Below are 19,647 nucleotides of genomic sequence, written 5' to 3'. Positions count from 1 at the left end.
CGTCATAGCTATATGGCGCTTTTTTTATATCTTTGAGGTAATCATCTAAATTACCTTATTATGAAACTAACTGTAAAACCAATTCAATTTATTATTCTGTGTGTGTTTATTTCATTTATTTTCTTCAGTTGTAAACCCAAACCTGAAAAAAATAAATTGAGGTACACCGCAAACTCACATTATAAGATCGATATCAGTCATTCTGATGGCATACGCTTTAAAAGGGAACTATTCAAATCAAATACCTTCGGAACCTATTCAATTACCTCTTTGAAAACGAATAACAGCCTGACCAGAGTACGCAATGGGAAGGATTCCACAGCACATTACAACGATTCTAAATTAACCGGATATACGCTATCAAAATATACCTGCAAACTGGATTCTATACATGAAACAGACATGAATAAAAGTTCCGGTTATCAATATTCGTTTGCTGCAAACGGACATTGTGAATACAGTATTTTGAAGATTACTGAAAAAATGGATACGGTTCCTTATCAGATCAACATTATTTATACCGATACGCTTTATTTAAATTGCCCGGAAAAACTTAAAAATGATCTGTTATCTGACGTTATTAATAAAGAATCTCCGAAAGCTCTTAAAAAGCATATTGCAGAAACAATTAAAAATCTTCCGTTTAAAAAACCTTAATATACCGTCCAGAATGATTAATATCACAGGGATGATACGGTATATTTAAATAATTGACTTTCCTGAATAAAAAATGCTTTTTGCTATTTTTTTATAAATGTTCGTGTCTGTGTAAAATGTTCTCCTGACGGGCAAATAAAATACAATCCGGAATCCAGATCACTCACATCAATTTCTGTAGTTAAGTTCAAATGATCAAATTTATCACTTTTCAACACCTTTCCTGTCATACCGGAAAGATAAAAGCGGTCAAAACCGGAAGTTATTTTATCCCAAAGCTCCAGCTTTCAGGATATAACACAATTTTATTATTGCTTGATTCCAAATCGCATTTTAATTAATGAAACCATTCATTTTTTGTAGCTTTGAAGGTGAAAACACAAAACTGAAATGTTATTTACAGTACTAATCAGAAAAAGCCTTATGAATCTTCTCAAAATGTGTGCATCCACATACTCTGCAGGCGCATTAATAGTTTTACTTTCTATTTTTTCCGGGCACCTTTATGCAGAAAATATTACGGGAGTTTACAATGTTCGTGACTTTGGGGCAACTGCGAACGGCAAAACCGTCGATTCAGATGCCATAAATCTGGCCATACATGCGGCGTATAAAGCCGGAGGTGGCACCATTGTTTTTCCTGCCGGAGATTACCTCAGCTATTCCTTACGGTTAAAAAGCAACATTTCAATTTATCTGAGCCAGGGTGCTACCATTATTGCAGCCGAGCCAACAGACAGTAGTGGTTATGATCCCCCTGAAGAAGGCCCGGGAAACAGGTATCAGGACTATGGACACAGCCATTGGCATAACAGTCTTATCTGGGGAGAAGATCTTGAAAATATTTCCATTACAGGTCCCGGAATGATCCATGGGAAAGGTTTGAAACGCTCACGTCCATACCGTTTTCCCCACGCAAACAAAGCCATTGCGTTGAAAAACTGCCGCAATGTAATTTTAAGGGATTTTACCGTTTTAATGGGTGGCCATTTTGGAATTCTGGCAACAGGTGTGGATAATATGACGATTGATAATCTAAAAATGGATACAAACCGTGATGGTATAGATGTGGACTGTTGCAGGAATGTACATATTTCAAACTGCAGCATTAACTCGCCATGGGATGATGCCATTTGTCTGAAAAGTTCCTATGCGCTTGGATATGCGAGAGCTACGGAAAATGTTACCATAACAAACTGTCAGGTATCGGGTTATGACCGCGGAACATTTCTGGACGGAACATATCAGAAAAAGGAAGCACATCTGGCTCCTGATCATGAAGGACCGACAGGACGCATTAAATTCGGCACTGAATCCAATGGAGGGTTTAAAAATATTACCATTTCTAACTGTGTATTTGATTATTGCCGGGGACTGGCTCTTGAAACAGTCGATGGCGGATTACTGGAAGATGTAACAATTTCAAATATTACCATGAGAAATACCATCAACTCCCCCATATTCTTACGTTTGGGAGCACGCATGCGGGGACCGGATAACACCCCTGTTGGAAAACTGCGAAGGATCAATATCAGCAATGTTGTGGTATATAATGCAGACTCCCGTTTTTCCTGTCTTATCACAGGCATTCCGGATCACCACATAGAAGATATTACACTCAGTAACATAAATATCTGGTACAAACCATTGGATGCTGAATCTGGCACCATTCCTGAGAATGTTCCCGAAATGGCTGATGGCTATCCGGAACCACAAAAATTCGGATTAATTCCATCCTATGGTTTCTTCATAAGGCATGTTAAAAATGTAAAAATGCATAATATAAATATATACCACACAGGCAACGAAAAACGTCCGGCCATCTTGCTTGACGATGTTCATGGTTTATATCTGACAAACTCTGAATTTCAACAACCTGAAAACGGTGAGAGTATGCATATTATGCATTCTGCCAATATTAAAATAAAAGGCTGTGAAAACATGCGGGACACAGAGTTAGAACAAATTGAAAATAAAATCATTAAATAACACAACAGGTTAATTATGAAAGTTAATACTATATTCAGAATTACATTGTACCTTATTTCCGTTTTTGTGTTTTCTACATTCAGTACCGAAGCACAGATTGGTACACGTTTCCCGTCAGAAAAAAAGATTATCACAGATCCGGTTACAGGGGTAAAACTCGCATTCCTGACCAGCACCCCCATGGGCGACTCCAAGATTTACCAGACACATAACCAGTGGACATCTGATGGCAAATGGCTAATATTCAGATCGAATCGTGTAAGAGGAGAAGCTATGGCTGTTAATGAAGAAACAGGCGACATTGTGCAGATTACGGAAGGAGGTTTCATCGGAATGCTGAATGTAGCACGTAAATCCATGAAGTTGTATTACATGCATCCTTCAGATAAAGAAAGGCGACGCAACCGCGCTATCCAGGTCATTGAAGTGGATCTGAAAAAACTTTTCAGTGACAGTGAAACGGGATCTTTAAAGGATGTAGATTCCTACCAGAGGATTTGCGGAACTATTCCTGCAGAATATGGTGCCGGCGGTGATATGACCCTGGATGGCGATGAAGAACAGGTTTGGTTCAGGGTAGGTAAAACCATGGCCGGCAAACACCTGCCAGACAGTGTTAAAATTGAACCGAATTTCGGACCCCGGCATATGGGTTCAGGTCCCGGTGGTATTGCAGGCATGAATTTAAGAACCGGTGAAATATCCTATGTGATTTCTGTACCATTCCAGGTTGGACATATACAATCGAATCCCTGGGTTCCGGGTCAGATTGTATTTTGCTGGGAAACCGGAGGGAAATCGCCACAACGTACATGGATTGTTAATGCAGACGGAACCGGACTCAGGCCCTTATATCCTGAATCACCCTACGAATGGGTGACGCATGAAGCTGTCATTACACCCGATGAGGTGGCTTTTGCAATTATGGGTCACCGCAAAATACCCGGAACGAATGACACTGCTAAACCCGGCACAGGGGTAAAAGGCAGTAATCCCGGACAGGAAACAGAATGGGGACCATGCGGAACACGTGAAAAACCGACGGGATTAGGTATTGTAAATATCAATACGCGCGAAATGACCATAGCCGGACAAATCCCCTACGGAAGCGGATTCTGGCACGTAAGTGGATCACCCGACAAACGGTTTGTTGTGGGAGATAATTTCAACCGTGATATCTACCTTATCAACAGGGATACTCACCAGATGCGATTGTTGTCAACGGGTCATAAACCAACAGCATCTGATCACCCTCACCCCACCTTCAGCCCGGATGGCACCAGGGTAGAAATTCAGTCTGCAATGTTGTCTGAGGATAACAAATCCATGAATATTTGTGTTATCTATATACCGGAAGCCTGGTTAGAGGAGAAATAAGGATAATATGTCAGAAAAATTAACATTCAGAAGTAAAAGAGACGTCTCATTTGGTATTTTACTTGTTGTATTCAGTTTAGTTATTACAGGTGTGGGATTTGTATTGCCCTACCTTAAAAGTGAAGAGGAAGAACTGTCGCAACTTGTCATTTCTTCTGTAATTGCATTCAGTTTTGTCATTCTCATGATCTGGATATGGTTCAACACAAAATATAAAATTAAAAACGAGAAATTACATATTTCCACCGGACCATTTTACTGGAACGTACTTATTACTGAGATTAATACAATCCGTTTGAATCAACAAACTTTTGGAGGTGTATACAAACTTTCACTTTCATGGAGATGCATGCAGGTTACCTATAAATCCACGCGTACAATTTACATTTCTCCACTTAATGAACCCGAATTTTTAGCTCAATTGTTAAAAATTAATCCTAATATTGCAATCATAAACCACTGATAAAATACAATAATTAATACATAACCTTTAACATTAAAAACGATGAAACCGATTTACGTCCTCATTTTAACAACATTACTTATTGCTGCTTGTAAACCGCAAAAACTTGAACTGTCCCTGAATCTTGAGAAAGACAAAGACTACAAACAGATTAGTGTTACTAAGGTTGACATGACCCAAAATTTTATGGGTCAAAGTCTTGATATGGTCATGACAATGAAAAGCAGCATGAATTACAAGGTTAATGATATTAAAGATACCATCTATGATATCAGTGCACAGTACGACAACATCTCCATGAAAATGGAATCAAACATGTTTAATATGACTGCTGATTCCGAATCAGGAGACGATGCAAATCCTTTGACCAGTCTTATGACCGGAATGACCAATAAGCCTTTTACACTTCAGCTCACCAAACACGGTGAAATTGAGGGAGTTTCGGGGATGGACAAACTTTTTGAGACGGAAAACCCAATGGCACAGGCACAGGTGGAACAGGTAAAAGCTCAGCTTAAGAATACATTTGGAGAGGAATCTATGAAAGGAAATCTGGAAATGAGTACAGATATCTTCCCGGACCATCCAGTAAAGGTTGGTGATTCATGGATAAAACATACAACACAAAGTTCAACCTTTAAAGTTGACTTCACAACAACCTACACACTGGTTGAAAAAACAGATGACTATTATCTGATTAAAGGAAATTCGACTATTTCAACTCCTGATTCCACTGGTTATACAGAAATGAATGGAATGTCAATGCAAACCAATATGAAAGGTACCATGTCATCATCAATTAAAATTGATAAAAATACAGGTTGGCCCATAGAGTCAAAACTTGATCAGGATTTAACCGGTTTGAGTAAGGTTAAAGGTAATTCCATGATGCCTGATGGTATGGAGATTTCCATGAAAATCAAATCAAGCACCATCGTAACTGATAAATAAATTTATTTCAGAATTAGTTAATGCATAAAACCAGCAAAAGATTCTATCTGTTTCTGCTGATCTTTGCTGCCATCAACCTGGTTCAGGCATTCATTACGCCTGTAACGTCTGATGAAGCGTATTATCTCGCATTTGCACAGCAACCTGCCTGGGGATACTTTGACCATCCTCCAATGGTTGCCTGGATAATTTATATCGGATCACTTATATTTAAAGGTATTGCAGGGCTGAGGATTATGACAGTACTCCTCTCCTCTTTTACCGTTTTATGTATATGGAAACTGATGCCGGAAGAAACAATAAACCGGAAGAACGCAGAGTGGCTGTTTTTTCTGTTGATCCTAGCCTTCCCGGTTTTCAACATGTATGGTTTTATTACCACGCCGGATGTTCCTCTGTTGTTTTTCGGCACATTGTATGTATTGGTTTTCAGAAAATTATTAATCAGGCCCGGAGTAAACAATACGATTTTACTCGGCATAATTGCAGCTGCCCTTATCTATTCAAAATATCACGGAGGTATTATCATTCTGCTAAGTGTAATACTGAATCTTAAAATCTTAAAAAAGCCGCACATTTATTTTGCCGGCCTTATTGCATTAACAGCATTGATTCCTCATCTGATCTGGCAGATGAATCATGATTTTATAACGTTCAACTATCACTTGTTTGAACGCACCAAAGGGACGTTTGAAATAAAACATGTACTGGAATATGTAATTGGTACAATCGGCGTACTGAATCCGTTCATCATCCTGTTTCTCATATATTTGTCCGTTAAAAATTCAGGTCTACTCCATTCTTCCGACCCCTTCTGGAAAAGATTGTTTACAGGGTTCATTCTTTTCTTCTTTTTGTATTCTTTCAGAAGTAAAACAGAAGCTCACTGGGTTGCATTCGCAGCTATACCCTTGCTTGTTATGACATATGCAATCATTTTGAAGAACGAAAAGTACGTCAGACAAATCAAGGTGATTTCCATTATTTCTGCATCACTTATTGTACTGGCCAGAATTAGTATCGCTCTGCCTTTACCATTGAAAACAGATTTTCATGAAGAAAAGCGGGATTACTTTGAAGCCATTGCAGACCTTGCAAATGGCAGAAATGTTGTATTCGTAAACTCTTATCAAAGAGCTGCAAAATATGCATTTTACACGGGCAATAAATCAATGTCGCTAAACAATGTGTTTTACCGCAAAAATCAGTATGACCTGTGGAACTGTGAAGAGGATTTTAATAATAAAGACATCCTGTTAATTGGTAACTGGCCATCCACTTTTTTCGATACTCTGACCACAAATCATAATGAACTCATTCTTTTTAAGCAGATTGACAAATTCCCTCTCATCAGTAAAATGAATGCATCCCTTCAACCCGAAACGTTAATGCTGGATACCCGGAAAGCTAATCAGGTTGATTTTGAACTGCATAATCCATATGAGACGATTATAACGCTCAACAGATCCGATTTTCCAGTAAATTTTTTCGTGATGTTTGAAAACGCTGAGAAAAAATATTTTGTCCCTCTCACCATTAGCAATAAACCGGATGAGTTATTACCGGATCACACCCTGAATTTAAAGGCAGAAATTGACGCACAGACTCTACCTAAAGGAGCCTATTCATTTTGTTTTGTGTTCAAAACCGGATATCTTTATCATCAGCAGATCAGCAAAAGATATGAGGCTGAAATCCATTGACTGTTCTGTTTCCCCAGCAAACAATAAAACGTTATAAACATACAATTATAACTATTAAATAGTATAGCCGACAATGCCTTTATTACTCGAAGAGGAGAACCGGATTAAAGCATTAGACGAGGAAGAGTAAATATTTTATTATTTTTATTTTCAAAATCAGCACTTTAAACATCGTTATGAATATAAAACTGATTGTAGCAGGCATTTTATTATTGATGTTGTTTTTCGTTCTGGGAGTTTTAAGCTACCGGTCCCAGCTATTTCCGGTAAAACAATTCCGGAATTTTTATCATGCAATTAAGGCCAGTACAGTCAAACAGATTAAAATGGATATGACCCGGTTTAATAACGACGCATACACTGTAATTTTTGCATTTGGACAGTCAAATTCGGCTAACTATGGTCAGACACTCTACCAGTGCAAAGAAGAGGTATATAACTGGTACGACGGCAAAATTTACGAAGCAGGAGACCCGTTGAAAGGTGCAGGTGGTTTCGGAGGTTCACCATGGACGAGACAGGGGGATTTAATGATTCAGAATAATCTGGATCAAAAGGTATTAATCGTACCTATCGGTCGCGGAGGAACTACGGTTTCGGGATGGGCCGAAGGCGGAAAACAACATAAACTGATTTTAAATGCTATCCGTCAGCCAAATAGTCAGGGAATTAAAATCGATTACGTATTATGGCACCAGGGGGAAACTGATAATCAATACAATACCTCAAAAGAAACCTACATAGAGAAGTTTAAAACCATTCGATCAGCCTTCAGATCCAATCATGTGGATGCACCAATCTTTGTGGCTGTCGCCTCTTATATACCGGTTGAAGACATTCTGCTGAGAAAAAATAACGGATGTGATCCGAATATTCAAAATGCTCAAAAACAGTTGGCGGAATTGTTCCCTGATGTATTTCAGGGCGCCAACACGGATTCTATGGATAAAACTTACTATCGCAACGATGGCCTCCACTTTTCAGATGCAGGGCTTTGGAAACATGCCGAATTATGGTTGGAGGTACTGAAAAGTTATTCAAAATAATGTCCATGACGATTCACTTAAAACTTTCCATATTATTTACTTGATATGTTTTCGTTTCAAAAGGAGGTGTCCCGATAAATCAGGGAGGAGGATTTCGTTCAGCCCTACAGGCTGAATCGCCGCACAGATCTGCAACCCGGCACTACGTACCGGGTTTTATGCTGCCAGTCCTTCAGACTGGATTTCGACCTTAAGTCTTTTACTCCGCGGTGCATTGCACAGGACTTTTGCAGCCAGTCCGTTGGACATAAACTTAACAACATTGCAAGTTGCTACAAAGGCTGAAAGCCTTTCTGATTCAAGCTTGGCATGCAATGCCAGGCTGATGAGCACAGCGAATATCCACCCTGAAGGTGTGAGTGAAATTAACATCAATATTTCCAACTGTTTCAATCGCCTATGTTTGAACACGTCTCACATTTAACCGTCTTATTTACAATAAGAAAAACCTATATAAAACATCATCATTAAACAAAATTGTCTTAATTTTATATACCTCAAAAATTGTACTCAGTTTAAACTCTCTAATATAACTTCAAATGAAAAAGTCACAGAACCGTAAGCCATTAAGAGTTATCATCATTCTATTGTTCTGCTTTTCCTTTATTGGTCTTCAGTCACAGGTTACAGTACAACATACACCTGCTATATTTATCGGACTTGGAGGCGGACTAAATGAAATGGGTATTGCGGGTATTGCTATGGAACTTCCAGTTGGCGGTAAGAATTCATTCGGTGCCTCTGCCGGAATTGGCAGCTGGGGCTATAAATTGCGTGGTAGTCTGAACTTTTATACAAAAGAAGCCAGCTATAAATCATGCTTTAGTCTTGGCGTCAGCTATGCGACAGGAATGGACAATTTCTCAAGCGAACTACCGGTCGAACCGGATGATGAAATGGTAGAACTGGAAATGGATCTACTTCCGGTTTTAAGTATCGATTTGGTTTACTCCTATAATATAAGAGTAGGAAAATCATCCAAAGTCGTATTATCCTTAGGTTATTCCATCAACACAAAATCGAATGCTTATACCCTGCATGACAGCTATTATCAGTTAAGTGACACAGGCAAACAGGCTATGAATTTAGCTCAACCCGGAGGCCTGCTCCTTGGTCTGAAGTTCATGTTCGGCGTTGGATAAAATCGTTTAGTGCTTTACATATAATATCTCCTCTTTTTTTAAGGAAGTGTCCCTTCCGATAGCTATCGGAATTATCGGGGCTGAGGATTTCGTTCAGCCCTACAGGCTGAACCACCACACAGATCTGCAACCCGGCACTACATTTAACAGATTCATCGGATGACTCGGAGTCATCCGATGAATTTACTCTGGATTTCGACCTTAAGTCTTTTACTCCGCGGTGCATTGCACCGGACTTTTGCTGCCAGTCCGTTGGCATGGAAACTAATCAACCTTGCTGGTTAAAATAAAGGCTGAAAGCCTTGCTGATTCCAGCCTGGCATGCAATGCCAGGCTGATGAGCTCAGCGAATATCCACGCTGAAGGTGTGGCTGTTATCGAATATCAACAAACATTTTGCACATATCCGTTGTTTACAAATAAATCTCTATTAATTACTCTTTACTTTCCGGTGTTCGCACAAAACAGAACAGAATTATGGCATACGATGAATATTTAGCAGATCGCATTCGAATAACATTCAAACATAAAAACGTATCCTTCGAAGAAAAGAAAATGATGGGTGGACTGTGCTTTATGGTCAACGACAAAATGTGCACGGGCATCATCAGGAACAATCTGATGGCACGTATTGACCCGGAAATTTACCAAGAGGCACTTAAGAAGAAGGGATGCAGGGAAATGGATTTTACAAAACGTCCCATGATCGGCTATGTGTATGTTGAACCCGAAAGTCTCGACACGGAAAAAGATCTGGAATACTGGATACAGCTTTGCCTTGATTTTAATCCAAAAGCGAAAGCAAGCAAAAAACGCAATAAAATTTAATACATTTTTCCTGTAAGGTTAATGCCACAATTTCGTCTGAATCCTTAAAAATTTCAAATGAAATCTGTTATAATCACACTTCTGTTTACATTATCGTTCTCATTTTTGCATGCGCAGGAAACGAGACGTGCTGAGGATGCAAAGGGTTTAAATACCGGTACAAAAGCGCCATTGTTTTCCGCTATTGATGCGGATAGTTCTGAATTTAATCTTTCGGCAGCGCTGAAAGACGGTCCCGTAGTATTAATATTTTACCGTGGTTTTTGGTGTCCTGTATGCAATAAACACCTCGCCACTATTCAGGATAGTCTGTCACTTGTTACTAAAAAAGGGGCAACTGTGATTGCCGTCTCACCAGAGAAACCTGAGTACCTGAATAAAATGAAAGAAAAAACCGGGGCGCAATTCCGTTTATTATATGATGAAGGATACAAAATAGCCGATGCCTACGATGTTACTTTTACACCTCCGCCGGCAACACTTTTTACATATAATACCGTTTTGAACGCAAAGTTAAAGGAAACCCATTCCGATGACTCACAACGACTGCCGATACCGGCGACATATATTATCAACACAAAAAGTACTATTATCTGGCGGCAGTTTGATCCGGATTATCACAACCGGTCAACAGTTAAAGACATCCTGAAAAATCTGCCAGTCAAATAAACCGACATAAACATTAAAAGCAATGAAAGCTATATGGAACAATAAAATAATTGCAGAAAGCGATGACATTGTCACTATCGAAGGGAACAGTTACTTCCCTGTTGATTCAGCAGATCCCGATATTTTGAAAATAAGTGATACTCATACTGTTTGTCACTGGAAAGGGACAGCATCATATTACAATATTGACGTTGACGGGAAAACCAATAAGGATGCTGCCTGGTATTATCCTGACCCCAAAGAACAGGCAAAAGGAATTAAAGGAAGGGTTGCATTCTGGAAAGGGGTAAAAATTACAGATTAGTGATAATTATAAACCATAAAATATGAATCAGGAATACAACGTAATTACAACATCTCAACTTATCCGAAAACTTAACGGCAACACAGTAAAACTTATCGATATCCGGCCGGTTGATGCCTATAATGGATGGAAGCCCGGAAATGAGTCCAGGGAGGGCCATATTAAAGGGGCGAAAAGTCTTCCGCATAAATGGACAAAATATATGGACTGGATAGAAATGGTAAGGCATAAAAACATTCTCCCCACCGATGAGATTATTATCTACGGATACGGAAAAGAAGGAATTAAAACGGTAGCAGATAGTTTTTTAAAATTCGGATATAAAAACATCAGCCTTTACCTTAATTTTATGGATGAGTGGGCCACCGACGATTCATTACCTATGGATCATCTTAAACGTTACCAAAATCTTGTCTCCGCACAATGGGTGAACCGGTTAATTTCAGGAGAAAAACCTGAGCATTACACGAACACCAGGTACAAGGTTATCCATGCACATTACAGAAACAGAGATGCCTATCTTACGGGACATATCCCGGGAGCCATCGATATGGATACCCTTGCAGTGGAAGCGCCTGAAACATGGAACCGACGATCTCCTGAAGAATTAAAAGCAACGTTTGAGCAACACGGCATCACGTCTGATACAACCGTAGTTGTCTATGGAAAATTTATGTATCCTGACAATAATGATCCTTTCCCCGGCAGTGCAGCAGGCGATATCGGAGCCATACGAATCGCGTTTATCATGCTTTATGCGGGCGTTAAGGATGTGCGCATTCTGAACGGTGGATTTCAGGCATGGACAGATGAAGGTTTTGAAGTATCTTATACGGATGAACCTAAAATACCGGTCCCTGATTTCGGATCCGCAATACCGGTACATCCCGAACTGGCCGTAGATACTCCGGAGGCAAAGGAGATACTTGCCGCAACTAATGCAGAACTGGTGTGTGTACGAAGCTGGCCTGAATACATCGGCGAAGTCAGCGGGTATAATTATATTGAACCCAAAGGCCGCATTCCCGGTGCCGTGTTTGCCGATTGCGGAAGCGATGCCTACCATATGGAAAACTACAGGAATTTTGATCATACCACCCGTGAGTTTCATGAGACGGCAGATATATGGATAAATCGTGGGATTACACCTGATAAACATCTGGCCTTTTACTGTGGAACCGGATGGCGGGGCAGCGAAGCATGGTTTAATGCATGGTTGATGGGCTGGCCAAACGTATCGGTTTACGACGGCGGATGGTTTGAATGGAGCGCCGATCCATCCAACCCGTTCGAAACAGGAATCCCTGAAGAATATCTCATAACAAATAAATCGTAAACTATTTCAACATGAATAATTCTGATATTGCCATACAGGTAAATCCGCATCTGACCATAAGTAATTATCTGTCCACCGAGAATGAAAGTGATGTGTTGCATGAGATTCTGGACGGGCTAAAAGCAGAACAAAAATATATTTCGAGCCGCTTTTTTTATGATGAAAAAGGATCCGCACTTTTTGAAGAAATCACATCCTTACCGGAATATTATCCTACAAAAACCGAGACAGCCATTTTAAAAGCTAACGCTACCAATATTCCGGGTCATTATACCAATATTGACATTATAGAACTTGGCAGCGGTGACTGCACAAAAATATCGGTTCTGCTTGACGCAGTTCAAAAAAACAGGATGAAACATATTAATTACATTCCTGTAGATGTGAGCGAGGCCGCAGTGTTAAAGTCAGCGGATATCCTTTCGCTCAAATATCCGGGACTAACGATTCATGGGTTACTCGCCGATTTTTTAAAACATCTTGATCAGTTACCCGGGGAGCAAAAACGACTGATATGCTTTTTCGGCAGCACGCTTGGCAACCTTGACAGAAAGCAGGCAACGAATTTTTTGATGAACCTGAAACGTATCATGAATCCCGGAGACCAGCTGATACTCGGCCTTGATATGGTGAAAGATTCAAGCATATTACATAAAGCGTATAACGACTCGCAGGAAATTACGGCCCGGTTTAACAAAAATATCCTGAATGTAATCAACGAAATCATTCAGACGGACTTTGACACACATAATTTTGAACATTACGCTTTTTATAATGAACAGGAAGCCCGAATAGAAATGCACCTTAAAGCAGCAAAAGACATGCGTATTTCAAGTCCGTTGTTCGTAGAAAAAATAGATATTAAAGCCGGCGAAACAATCCACACAGAGAACTCTCATAAATTCACATTAGCTGATATCCGTAAGTTTGAAACATTGACAGGGTTAAAAATTCAAAACATTTACACCGATAAAGAACAATGGTTTTCGCTGGTAAGTTTTATAAATATATAAACGCATAAATCCTGATTGATGGAATTAACAATAAGTATTATATATGGTTCTGTACGAACGGAAAGACGAGGCATTAAAGTGGCAAAATACCTTGAGCAAAAATTAACAGACCGGAATTTAAATGTCCGTTTTATTGATCCTAAAATGTACAACTTGCCCTTACTGGATAAAATGTTTAAAGAGTATGAACCGGGAACAGCTCCCGAAGTAATGGAGGAATTATCGGGTATATTTAAAAGTTCGGATGCGTTTTTAATTGTTTCCGGAGAATATAACCACAGCATTCCACCTGCGCTAAAAAATTTACTGGATCATTTTCAACGCGAATATTATTTTAAACCGTCGGCCATAGCAACATATTCGGCCGGTTCATTCGGAGGTGTAAGAGCAGGTGTTCACCTGAGAGCAATCCTCGGAGAACTGGGGATGCCTGCTATTTCTTCTATGCTCCCGTTTCCGGTTGTCGGTAGTTTATTCGATGAAAACCTTGAACCGAACAATAATAGAATTGAATCTTCTACAGCAAAGTTCATTGATGAATTAATATGGTATGCCGAAGCCTTTAAACGACAACGGGAAATATCGGTGCCGTATTAATAAGCCAACCATATATAATACGTCCTCTTTTTTCAAAAGGAGGTGTCCGTCAGTTGACGGACAGAGGATTTCTTCCAGCCCAACAGGCTGATCCTCCATGCATGCCTGCAACCCGGCACTCCGTACTGTTTTGGTGCTCCCGGTCCTTCAGACCGGATTTCAAACTAACACTTTTACTCCGGTGCGTTGTACCTGACTTTTGCTGCCAGTCCGTTGGACTGAAACTTAACAACTTTGCAAGTTAAACCAAAGGCTGAAAGCCTTGGCGATTCCAGCCAGACATGCAATGTCAGGCTGATGAGCACAGCGAATAAGAACACTGAAGGTGTGGTTGAATATATCCTGGCCTGGATAAATTGCATTTCCATAAAAATTTCCGAAGAATAATTATTTTTTTTGACATACATAAAAAAGTTCAATCCCGTATTTTACGGAATGATTATTGAATTATATTTGTTTTATGGTTACTCCACTTTCCACAGAGCATACTATTCCTGATGGATTAAAAGATGTAATTATACAAATAACATCCACTCAGTTTACAACAAACGGGGAAACGCTGGAAGATAAATTTATACCCAATTGTTGTACAGGATGGGTTATACATTTTAAAAAAACTTTCACCTTATCGGGTGCCAATCTCAGTCCGTTTATCCTGCCAACCACATTTTTTATCGGCAATATTAACCATTTCCTGTTCCTGCGTTCCCTGGGCGATTCCGATAGCATTGTTATCATATGTAAACCTTATGGATTGTACCGGATTTTCGGGATCAACATGGGATATATTTCCCAAAACTACTGTGTTGATGCCATGCCCTTTATTACCCGTGATTTTTACGACCTGATAAAAAATTGTAGTACAACAACACAACGCATAAACCTTTTAACCGGATATATTGAACAGAAGTTGCAAACATCACATAAACCGCCCCACATAGTTGATAGTATTTGCGACGAGTTAACCGCTCATAACGGCAACATAAAAATACAGGAACTAGCTGCCAGATATAACCTGAATGAACGCTATCTGCGTCGCCTGTTTAAGGAGCGCATAGGGTTATCTGCAAAACAACTGGCAAGAATTGCCCGCATAAGTTATATGATCAGAAATCTGCCGGTAAAAACAAAACCGGAATGGCTCTCACTCGTCAATGAATGCGGATATTCGGATCAGGCTCATCTTATCAACGATTTTAAAGCAGTTACGGGAGAAACACCCAACACATTATTTAACAGGGACCGCCGGTATATGAACTTCATAACCTTTCTCAAACAGGATGAAATAACATTTCCATGAAATAATATGCCCTCAATTTATGTCCGTTTTTTACAATTTTTTGGTTCAGCCATCTTCTAATTTTGCTTATAACAATGCTTAGCCTGACTATTGCAAATAAGTAAAGCCAGCTTGTAAACAAACCATTATTATTCACTAAAACAATTTTAAAATGAACCGAAAAATTCTGATGTTGACAGCGTTCGGGCTTATTGCCCTTATTACCTCGTGTGTTAAAGTAAAAGAAAACATAACCGAAAATATTGTAACAGACGTTAACTCTCCCACCACTTTATCGGTAGACAAAGAGTGGACCATTGAAGGATATGTTTCTGTTAATTCGGATCTGGTTATTGAACCAGGAACCGTTATAAAGTTCAAAGAAGACGCCTCTCTGAATATTGGAAACGGACAATATGGTTCACTTAAAGCCATTGGTACCGCCGACAAACCTATCATCTTTACTTCAGCATCTTCCAATCCCGAAGCCGGTGACTGGGACGGGATTTATTTTTACGATAAAAATTCAGCATCGGCAAGCGAACTGACTTACTGTACCGTTGAATATGGAGGTAAAGAATCTGCATACGATGATGAAACTGCTGCTATTGAACTGTATTATACAAAAGTAAAAATGTCTCATTGTACAATCCGTCATATTAAGAATTGTGGGATCTACCTGAACAACGAATCTGAATTTAATGCGTTCACCAACAACCGAATCGAAGATTGTGAAAAACATCTTATGATTCTTTCAGCAACAGCTGCAGGCAATATCGGATCGGGCAACACCTTTACACCAAACGGGAACTATGGCATCCTGATCCTTATTTCTGATGTCACAACCAACGTAACCTGGCAGCCTCAAACAGCACCTTATTTTGTAAATGACTGGATAAGCATAAACGGAAATAATGCCGTAATGACAATAAACGCCGGAACTACTATTAAACTAAAAGCTAACGGGGCCTTTGTGGTAGGAAACGAAGACAGCGGAATTCTAAAAGCTACAGGCACAACATCCAATCCTGTTACATTTACGTCTGCCGCGTCATATCCATCCAAAGGAGACTGGCAGCTGATTCTTTTTGGTTCATACACCAAAACAGGTTCTAAACTGGATAATTGCATTATAGAATACGGGGCCGGTGCTAACAGCGATGACGAAGATGCTGCAATAGAAATTCATTCGTCAAATGTAAGTGTAACAAATTGCGCAATAAGAGAAAACGAAGGGTATGGTATTTATATTTGGTATGATATTACTCCCGTTATTTCGAATAACACATTTGAAAACAATAACAACAGCGATATTTACAGAAACGAGTAACCTATGTCTTATTAACCATATGAAGGTTCGTTTTAATTAACCCGACAACCGTAGCGTAACTGCTACGGTTTTTTACTTTTCCTTTCTCCAGTCGTTTGATTTTAACGATGCTAATATTTACGGGCAACTTTTAACAGATTCATCGGATGACTCGGAGTCATCCGATGAATTTACTCTGAATTTCGCCCTTAACATTTTTAATCCGGTGCGTTGCAACGGACTTTTGCTACCAGTCCGTTGGACTGAAACTTAACAACTTTGCAAGTTAAACCAAAGACTGAAAGCCTTCGCGATTCCAGCCTGACATGCAATGTCTGGCTGATGAGCACAGCGAATATCCACACTGAAAGTGTGATTGAATATGTCCTTGCCTGAATAAATTGCATTTCCATAAAATATTCCCCAATTTTATGACACGAAACAAACTAAGATGGAACCAAAACAAGTCATTGAAAAATTCGTGGAGTATTTTAACAACGCGGATGCAGATGCCCTGGCCGAACTATATGCAGATAATGCCGTTAACCATCAGGTAGCAAACGAACCCATAAAAGGCAAAGAAAATATCCGGCAGATGTTTAAGAATGAATTTGCGGCTGCTGATATGGTGTGCATTGTAGAGCAGATATTACAGGATGGAGAATGGGGCATCCTGGAATGGAAAGATCCGCTGGGTTTGCGTGGTTGCGGTGTCTTCCACGTTGTAAATGGCAAAATAGAGTTTCAGCGCGGCTACTGGGACAAACTCTCATTCCTGCGACAGCATAATATGCCAATTCCCAACGAATAAAATAAATGCACTCATGGGCTTACAACTAAGGGTTCGTTGTTTGTAACGACGCATTTCATACCCAAATCTTCGGGAAACGGGTAATACACGTTAAGGCATAAAATTTTGATTATCTTTAGTAACAATAAAAACTAAATAAAAATGAGTACAGATAAGAAATCTTTTTTTGGTGTCATGAAATCCTTTAAAGGAGGATTTTGGATTGCAAGTACGATGGAACTCCTTGAGCGTTGGGCCTGGTATGGATTATTTGCAGTTTTGGCACTCTATTTAACCGGATCAACAGACGAAGGTGGACTGGGACTTTCACATATAGAGAAAGGACAAATTATGGGAATTGTAACTGCAATTCTGTACTTATTGCCATTGTTTACCGGGGTCATTGCAGATAAAATTGGCTATAAGAAATCATTAATAATAGCCTATGTATTATTGATTTCCGGATACTATGTAATGGGCGAAGTGCAATCATATGCCATGGTATTTATTGTGTTTTTATGGGTAGCTGTTGGTGCAGCTATGTTTAAACCTGTTGCTTCTGGTATTGTTGCCAAAAATACCGATGAGTCTAATTCTGTCTTAGGTTTCGGGATTTTTTATATGATGGTAAATATTGGTGGTTTTATTGGACCAGCTCTCTCATCAACTCTGCGTACTCAGTTTGGTTGGAAATTAATATTTCTTCAGGCAGCTACCGTTATTACATTAAACCTGGTAATCGTTTTACTACTTTATAAAGAAAAGGACAGGGAGAAAAATACAGAAACAATTTCAGAAGCCATTAAAAGTTCCCTGCTTAAAATCTGGGAAGCAGTTAAAGACAGCCGTCTTTCAGTATTGCTTATTATAATGGTGGGGTTCTGGACAATGTTTAATCAACTGTTCTATACCCTACCAACTTTTATTGAAGATTGGGTCAATACCAAAGCACTACATGACTCAATTGCACAGATTTCACCATGGATTGCCAACGCCATGAGTGGCGGCGGTGATTCCGTTAAACCGGAGATGTTAGTTAATCTTGATGCAGGCTCTATCATATTGTTCCAGTTAATCGTGTCGTATTTTGTGTTAAAAATGCGTCATGTAAGTGCCATGATAACCGGATTTTTTATTGCCGCAATAGGTATTGGGATTACGTTCTATACAGGGAATGGCTTTTATACAATACTGGGAATAATGATTTTTGCCATTGGTGAAATGATGACAAATCCAACGTTCTCTTCATTTATTGCATTGATATCTCCAAAAGGGAAAGAAGCCTTATACCAGGGGACTTATTTCCTGCCGGTTTTCCTGGGTAATTTCTTAACAACATTTGTTTCAGGGAATCTCTACGAGGCATGGTCTGATAAATTAAGTTTGTTGCAATTAGAAGTGGCCAACAGAGGAATTGCAATGCCGGAAATAACTCAAACTTTTACAAAAAACGATTACTTCGCTACGGCTGCTGAAAAGCTCGGAATGACCCAAACTGAAATGACACAATTCATTTGGGATAACTATAATCCTAATAGAATTTGGTATGTAATTGTAGGGATAGGTGTTATTACTATTTTAGCTTTAATAATTTACGATAGAATGGTAATCAGGCCAAAAGAGGCGAAATTAAAATAATATTCGTTTTGCGAATTAACTAAGACCAACATTATCATTACTGTCTATTTTCTCGCTATAGTTTGATTTTAACGATGCCAATAATTCCAGGCAACCACTTGTAAATATGTCCTCCTTATTCTTATGATATGGACAAAGGATTAGTATAGTTTTGTATAAAAAGTCTATCATTTTTAATAACGGCAAACATTCTTAAGACCAATTTAGCACGAATGGCATTGAGAACTGTCATTTTGTTCTTGCCTTTAGCTACTTTTCGAGCATAGTATTGTCCCAGATCTCCTTTTGTTTTAATGGCAGATAATGCAGCCATATGTAATAGGGCCTTAATACTCTTATCTGCTCTTTTAGAGACCTTTCGTTTGGATCGGATACTACTTCCAGATGTGTATGAAAATGGAGCTACGCCTGCATGACAACAAAACTTCCGGGGATCTTTAAAGTCTCTAAACGCATTTGTTTCCAATATCATTTTTATTGATGTTCTTTCACCAATTCCGTCGATTGAACATAATAGCTGGTGTTGTCTGGATAATGTCTCATCGCCATCAATTAT

General features: G+C 39.3%; 23 protein-coding genes. 18 read left to right on the top strand and 5 right to left on the bottom strand.

Translation table 11 applies throughout. The features are described 5' to 3' along the window. Nucleotides 1-60: 60 nt before the first annotated feature. A complete protein-coding gene (locus ACE01N_RS03580; protein WP_380584912.1) occupies nucleotides 61-657 on the top strand; it encodes a hypothetical protein in 597 nt (198 codons plus the stop codon). Between the two features lie 83 nt (nucleotides 658-740). Here ACE01N_RS03580 and ACE01N_RS03575 read toward each other — a convergent pair whose 3' ends face one another. Further along, on the bottom strand, nucleotides 741-923 hold the full coding sequence (locus tag ACE01N_RS03575; protein WP_380585878.1) for a T9SS type A sorting domain-containing protein: 183 nt from the start codon (nucleotides 921-923) through the stop codon (nucleotides 741-743). Nucleotides 924-1,080: 157 nt separating this feature from the next. Here ACE01N_RS03575 and ACE01N_RS03570 point away from each other — a divergent pair, with 157 nt between their 5' ends. The 6 genes from ACE01N_RS03570 (at nucleotide 1,081) to ACE01N_RS03545 (ending at nucleotide 8,186) form a co-directional block, all read left to right on the top strand. Beyond that, nucleotides 1,081-2,646: a rhamnogalacturonidase gene (locus ACE01N_RS03570; protein WP_380584910.1), complete on the top strand. Its 1,566-nt coding sequence runs from the start codon at nucleotides 1,081-1,083 to the stop codon at nucleotides 2,644-2,646. A gap of 15 nt (nucleotides 2,647-2,661) precedes the next feature. Then, on the top strand, nucleotides 2,662-4,023 hold the full coding sequence (locus ACE01N_RS03565) for a hypothetical protein (protein ID WP_380584908.1): 1,362 nt from the start codon (nucleotides 2,662-2,664) through the stop codon (nucleotides 4,021-4,023). A 7-nt stretch (nucleotides 4,024-4,030) separates the two neighbouring features. Further along, nucleotides 4,031-4,486, top strand: a complete 456-nt coding sequence (locus tag ACE01N_RS03560; RefSeq protein ID WP_380584906.1) for a PH domain-containing protein — start codon at nucleotides 4,031-4,033, stop codon at nucleotides 4,484-4,486. Nucleotides 4,487-4,528: 42 nt separating this feature from the next. After that, on the top strand, nucleotides 4,529-5,437 hold the full coding sequence (locus tag ACE01N_RS03555; RefSeq protein ID WP_380584904.1) for a DUF6263 family protein: 909 nt from the start codon (nucleotides 4,529-4,531) through the stop codon (nucleotides 5,435-5,437). A gap of 20 nt (nucleotides 5,438-5,457) precedes the next feature. Further along, nucleotides 5,458-7,140: an ArnT family glycosyltransferase gene (locus ACE01N_RS03550; protein WP_380584902.1), complete on the top strand. Its 1,683-nt coding sequence runs from the start codon at nucleotides 5,458-5,460 to the stop codon at nucleotides 7,138-7,140. Nucleotides 7,141-7,316: 176 nt separating this feature from the next. Then, a complete protein-coding gene (locus ACE01N_RS03545; protein ID WP_380584900.1) occupies nucleotides 7,317-8,186 on the top strand; it encodes a sialate O-acetylesterase in 870 nt (289 codons plus the stop codon). Between the two features lie 156 nt (nucleotides 8,187-8,342). On the opposite strand, the gene ACE01N_RS03540 is transcribed toward ACE01N_RS03545, so the two are convergent. After that, nucleotides 8,343-8,558: a hypothetical protein gene (locus tag ACE01N_RS03540; protein ID WP_380584898.1), complete on the bottom strand. Its 216-nt coding sequence runs from the start codon at nucleotides 8,556-8,558 to the stop codon at nucleotides 8,343-8,345. Nucleotides 8,559-8,725: 167 nt separating this feature from the next. Here ACE01N_RS03540 and ACE01N_RS03535 point away from each other — a divergent pair, with 167 nt between their 5' ends. After that, nucleotides 8,726-9,328, top strand: coding sequence for a hypothetical protein (locus tag ACE01N_RS03535; protein ID WP_380584896.1), 603 nt, complete (start codon nucleotides 8,726-8,728; stop codon nucleotides 9,326-9,328). On the opposite strand, the gene ACE01N_RS03530 is transcribed toward ACE01N_RS03535, so the two are convergent. Then, on the bottom strand, nucleotides 9,309-9,554 hold the full coding sequence (locus ACE01N_RS03530) for a hypothetical protein (RefSeq protein ID WP_380584894.1): 246 nt from the start codon (nucleotides 9,552-9,554) through the stop codon (nucleotides 9,309-9,311). The genes ACE01N_RS03535 and ACE01N_RS03530 overlap by 20 nt on opposite strands. A gap of 251 nt (nucleotides 9,555-9,805) precedes the next feature. Between ACE01N_RS03530 and ACE01N_RS03525 the strand changes: the two genes are divergently transcribed. From ACE01N_RS03525 to ACE01N_RS03500, 6 genes are read left to right on the top strand one after another with little or no spacing between them, the layout of a single operon-like run. Beyond that, on the top strand, nucleotides 9,806-10,156 hold the full coding sequence (locus ACE01N_RS03525; protein ID WP_380584892.1) for a TfoX/Sxy family protein: 351 nt from the start codon (nucleotides 9,806-9,808) through the stop codon (nucleotides 10,154-10,156). Nucleotides 10,157-10,213: 57 nt separating this feature from the next. Beyond that, on the top strand, nucleotides 10,214-10,825 hold the full coding sequence (locus ACE01N_RS03520) for a peroxiredoxin-like family protein (protein WP_380584890.1): 612 nt from the start codon (nucleotides 10,214-10,216) through the stop codon (nucleotides 10,823-10,825). 22 nt (nucleotides 10,826-10,847) lie between these two features. After that, entirely contained in the window at nucleotides 10,848-11,129 is a 282-nt protein-coding gene (locus ACE01N_RS03515) for a DUF427 domain-containing protein (RefSeq protein WP_380584888.1), read from the top strand. A gap of 22 nt (nucleotides 11,130-11,151) precedes the next feature. Further along, entirely contained in the window at nucleotides 11,152-12,465 is a 1,314-nt protein-coding gene (locus ACE01N_RS03510; RefSeq protein ID WP_380584886.1) for a rhodanese-like domain-containing protein, read from the top strand. An 11-nt stretch (nucleotides 12,466-12,476) separates the two neighbouring features. Next, nucleotides 12,477-13,478 carry an L-histidine N(alpha)-methyltransferase gene (gene egtD / locus ACE01N_RS03505; RefSeq protein WP_380584884.1) on the top strand — a complete coding sequence of 334 codons (1,002 nt, stop codon included), beginning with the start codon at nucleotides 12,477-12,479 and terminating at the stop codon, nucleotides 13,476-13,478. Between the two features lie 18 nt (nucleotides 13,479-13,496). Then, on the top strand, nucleotides 13,497-14,075 hold the full coding sequence (locus ACE01N_RS03500; protein WP_380584882.1) for an NADPH-dependent FMN reductase: 579 nt from the start codon (nucleotides 13,497-13,499) through the stop codon (nucleotides 14,073-14,075). Nucleotides 14,076-14,248: 173 nt separating this feature from the next. Here the strand turns inward: ACE01N_RS03500 and ACE01N_RS03495 are convergent, their stop codons facing one another. Continuing rightward, nucleotides 14,249-14,437 carry a hypothetical protein gene (locus ACE01N_RS03495; RefSeq protein WP_380584880.1) on the bottom strand — a complete coding sequence of 63 codons (189 nt, stop codon included), beginning with the start codon at nucleotides 14,435-14,437 and terminating at the stop codon, nucleotides 14,249-14,251. A 98-nt stretch (nucleotides 14,438-14,535) separates the two neighbouring features. Between ACE01N_RS03495 and ACE01N_RS03490 the strand changes: the two genes are divergently transcribed. From ACE01N_RS03490 to ACE01N_RS03475, 4 genes are all read left to right on the top strand, one after another. Next, complete coding sequence (locus ACE01N_RS03490; protein ID WP_380584878.1) at nucleotides 14,536-15,375, top strand: helix-turn-helix domain-containing protein; 840 nt, start codon at nucleotides 14,536-14,538, stop codon at nucleotides 15,373-15,375. A gap of 151 nt (nucleotides 15,376-15,526) precedes the next feature. Further along, nucleotides 15,527-16,684 carry a right-handed parallel beta-helix repeat-containing protein gene (locus ACE01N_RS03485; protein ID WP_380584876.1) on the top strand — a complete coding sequence of 386 codons (1,158 nt, stop codon included), beginning with the start codon at nucleotides 15,527-15,529 and terminating at the stop codon, nucleotides 16,682-16,684. Between the two features lie 430 nt (nucleotides 16,685-17,114). Further along, nucleotides 17,115-17,474, top strand: coding sequence for a nuclear transport factor 2 family protein (locus ACE01N_RS03480; RefSeq protein ID WP_380584873.1), 360 nt, complete (start codon nucleotides 17,115-17,117; stop codon nucleotides 17,472-17,474). Between the two features lie 141 nt (nucleotides 17,475-17,615). After that, nucleotides 17,616-19,091 (top strand): MFS transporter, encoded by a 1,476-nt coding sequence (locus tag ACE01N_RS03475; RefSeq protein WP_380584871.1) that lies wholly within the window; start codon nucleotides 17,616-17,618, stop codon nucleotides 19,089-19,091. Nucleotides 19,092-19,212: 121 nt separating this feature from the next. On the opposite strand, the gene ACE01N_RS03470 is transcribed toward ACE01N_RS03475, so the two are convergent. Further along, nucleotides 19,213-19,647, bottom strand: a 435-nt coding sequence (locus ACE01N_RS03470; RefSeq protein ID WP_380584869.1) for a transposase, incomplete at its 5' end; no start/stop codon positions are given.

It is taken from the genome of Quyinboa ferrireducens, from assembly GCF_042436675.1.
Taxonomy (GTDB): domain Bacteria; phylum Bacteroidota; class Bacteroidia; order Bacteroidales; family UBA5342; genus JBHJHP01.
Note: the sequence above shows the minus strand (reverse complement) of the source record. Positions and strands in the feature narration are given on the sequence as shown.

What these genes read in the sequence shown, in the direction of transcription:
- ACE01N_RS03490 (WP_380584878.1), top strand. Translation starts at nt 14,536, where the DNA reads ATGGTTACTCCACTTTCCACAGAGCATACTATTCCTGATGGATTAAAA.
- ACE01N_RS03475 (WP_380584871.1), top strand. Translation starts at nt 17,616, where the DNA reads ATGAGTACAGATAAGAAATCTTTTTTTGGTGTCATGAAATCCTTTAAA.
- ACE01N_RS03530 (WP_380584894.1), bottom strand. Translation starts at nt 9,554, where the DNA reads ATGCACCGCGGAGTAAAAGACTTAAGGTCGAAATCCAGAGTAAATTCA.
- ACE01N_RS03510 (WP_380584886.1), top strand. Translation starts at nt 11,152, where the DNA reads ATGAATCAGGAATACAACGTAATTACAACATCTCAACTTATCCGAAAA.
- ACE01N_RS03580 (WP_380584912.1), top strand. Translation starts at nt 61, where the DNA reads ATGAAACTAACTGTAAAACCAATTCAATTTATTATTCTGTGTGTGTTT.
- egtD (WP_380584884.1), top strand. Translation starts at nt 12,477, where the DNA reads ATGAATAATTCTGATATTGCCATACAGGTAAATCCGCATCTGACCATA.
- ACE01N_RS03540 (WP_380584898.1), bottom strand. Translation starts at nt 8,558, where the DNA reads ATGTTAATTTCACTCACACCTTCAGGGTGGATATTCGCTGTGCTCATC.
- ACE01N_RS03560 (WP_380584906.1), top strand. Translation starts at nt 4,031, where the DNA reads ATGTCAGAAAAATTAACATTCAGAAGTAAAAGAGACGTCTCATTTGGT.
- ACE01N_RS03525 (WP_380584892.1), top strand. Translation starts at nt 9,806, where the DNA reads ATGGCATACGATGAATATTTAGCAGATCGCATTCGAATAACATTCAAA.
- ACE01N_RS03480 (WP_380584873.1), top strand. Translation starts at nt 17,115, where the DNA reads ATGGAACCAAAACAAGTCATTGAAAAATTCGTGGAGTATTTTAACAAC.
- ACE01N_RS03520 (WP_380584890.1), top strand. Translation starts at nt 10,214, where the DNA reads ATGAAATCTGTTATAATCACACTTCTGTTTACATTATCGTTCTCATTT.
- ACE01N_RS03570 (WP_380584910.1), top strand. Translation starts at nt 1,081, where the DNA reads ATGAATCTTCTCAAAATGTGTGCATCCACATACTCTGCAGGCGCATTA.
- ACE01N_RS03485 (WP_380584876.1), top strand. Translation starts at nt 15,527, where the DNA reads ATGAACCGAAAAATTCTGATGTTGACAGCGTTCGGGCTTATTGCCCTT.
- ACE01N_RS03545 (WP_380584900.1), top strand. Translation starts at nt 7,317, where the DNA reads ATGAATATAAAACTGATTGTAGCAGGCATTTTATTATTGATGTTGTTT.
- ACE01N_RS03500 (WP_380584882.1), top strand. Translation starts at nt 13,497, where the DNA reads ATGGAATTAACAATAAGTATTATATATGGTTCTGTACGAACGGAAAGA.
- ACE01N_RS03495 (WP_380584880.1), bottom strand. Translation starts at nt 14,437, where the DNA reads ATGCAATTTATCCAGGCCAGGATATATTCAACCACACCTTCAGTGTTC.
- ACE01N_RS03515 (WP_380584888.1), top strand. Translation starts at nt 10,848, where the DNA reads ATGAAAGCTATATGGAACAATAAAATAATTGCAGAAAGCGATGACATT.
- ACE01N_RS03565 (WP_380584908.1), top strand. Translation starts at nt 2,662, where the DNA reads ATGAAAGTTAATACTATATTCAGAATTACATTGTACCTTATTTCCGTT.
- ACE01N_RS03555 (WP_380584904.1), top strand. Translation starts at nt 4,529, where the DNA reads ATGAAACCGATTTACGTCCTCATTTTAACAACATTACTTATTGCTGCT.
- ACE01N_RS03535 (WP_380584896.1), top strand. Translation starts at nt 8,726, where the DNA reads ATGAAAAAGTCACAGAACCGTAAGCCATTAAGAGTTATCATCATTCTA.
- ACE01N_RS03550 (WP_380584902.1), top strand. Translation starts at nt 5,458, where the DNA reads ATGCATAAAACCAGCAAAAGATTCTATCTGTTTCTGCTGATCTTTGCT.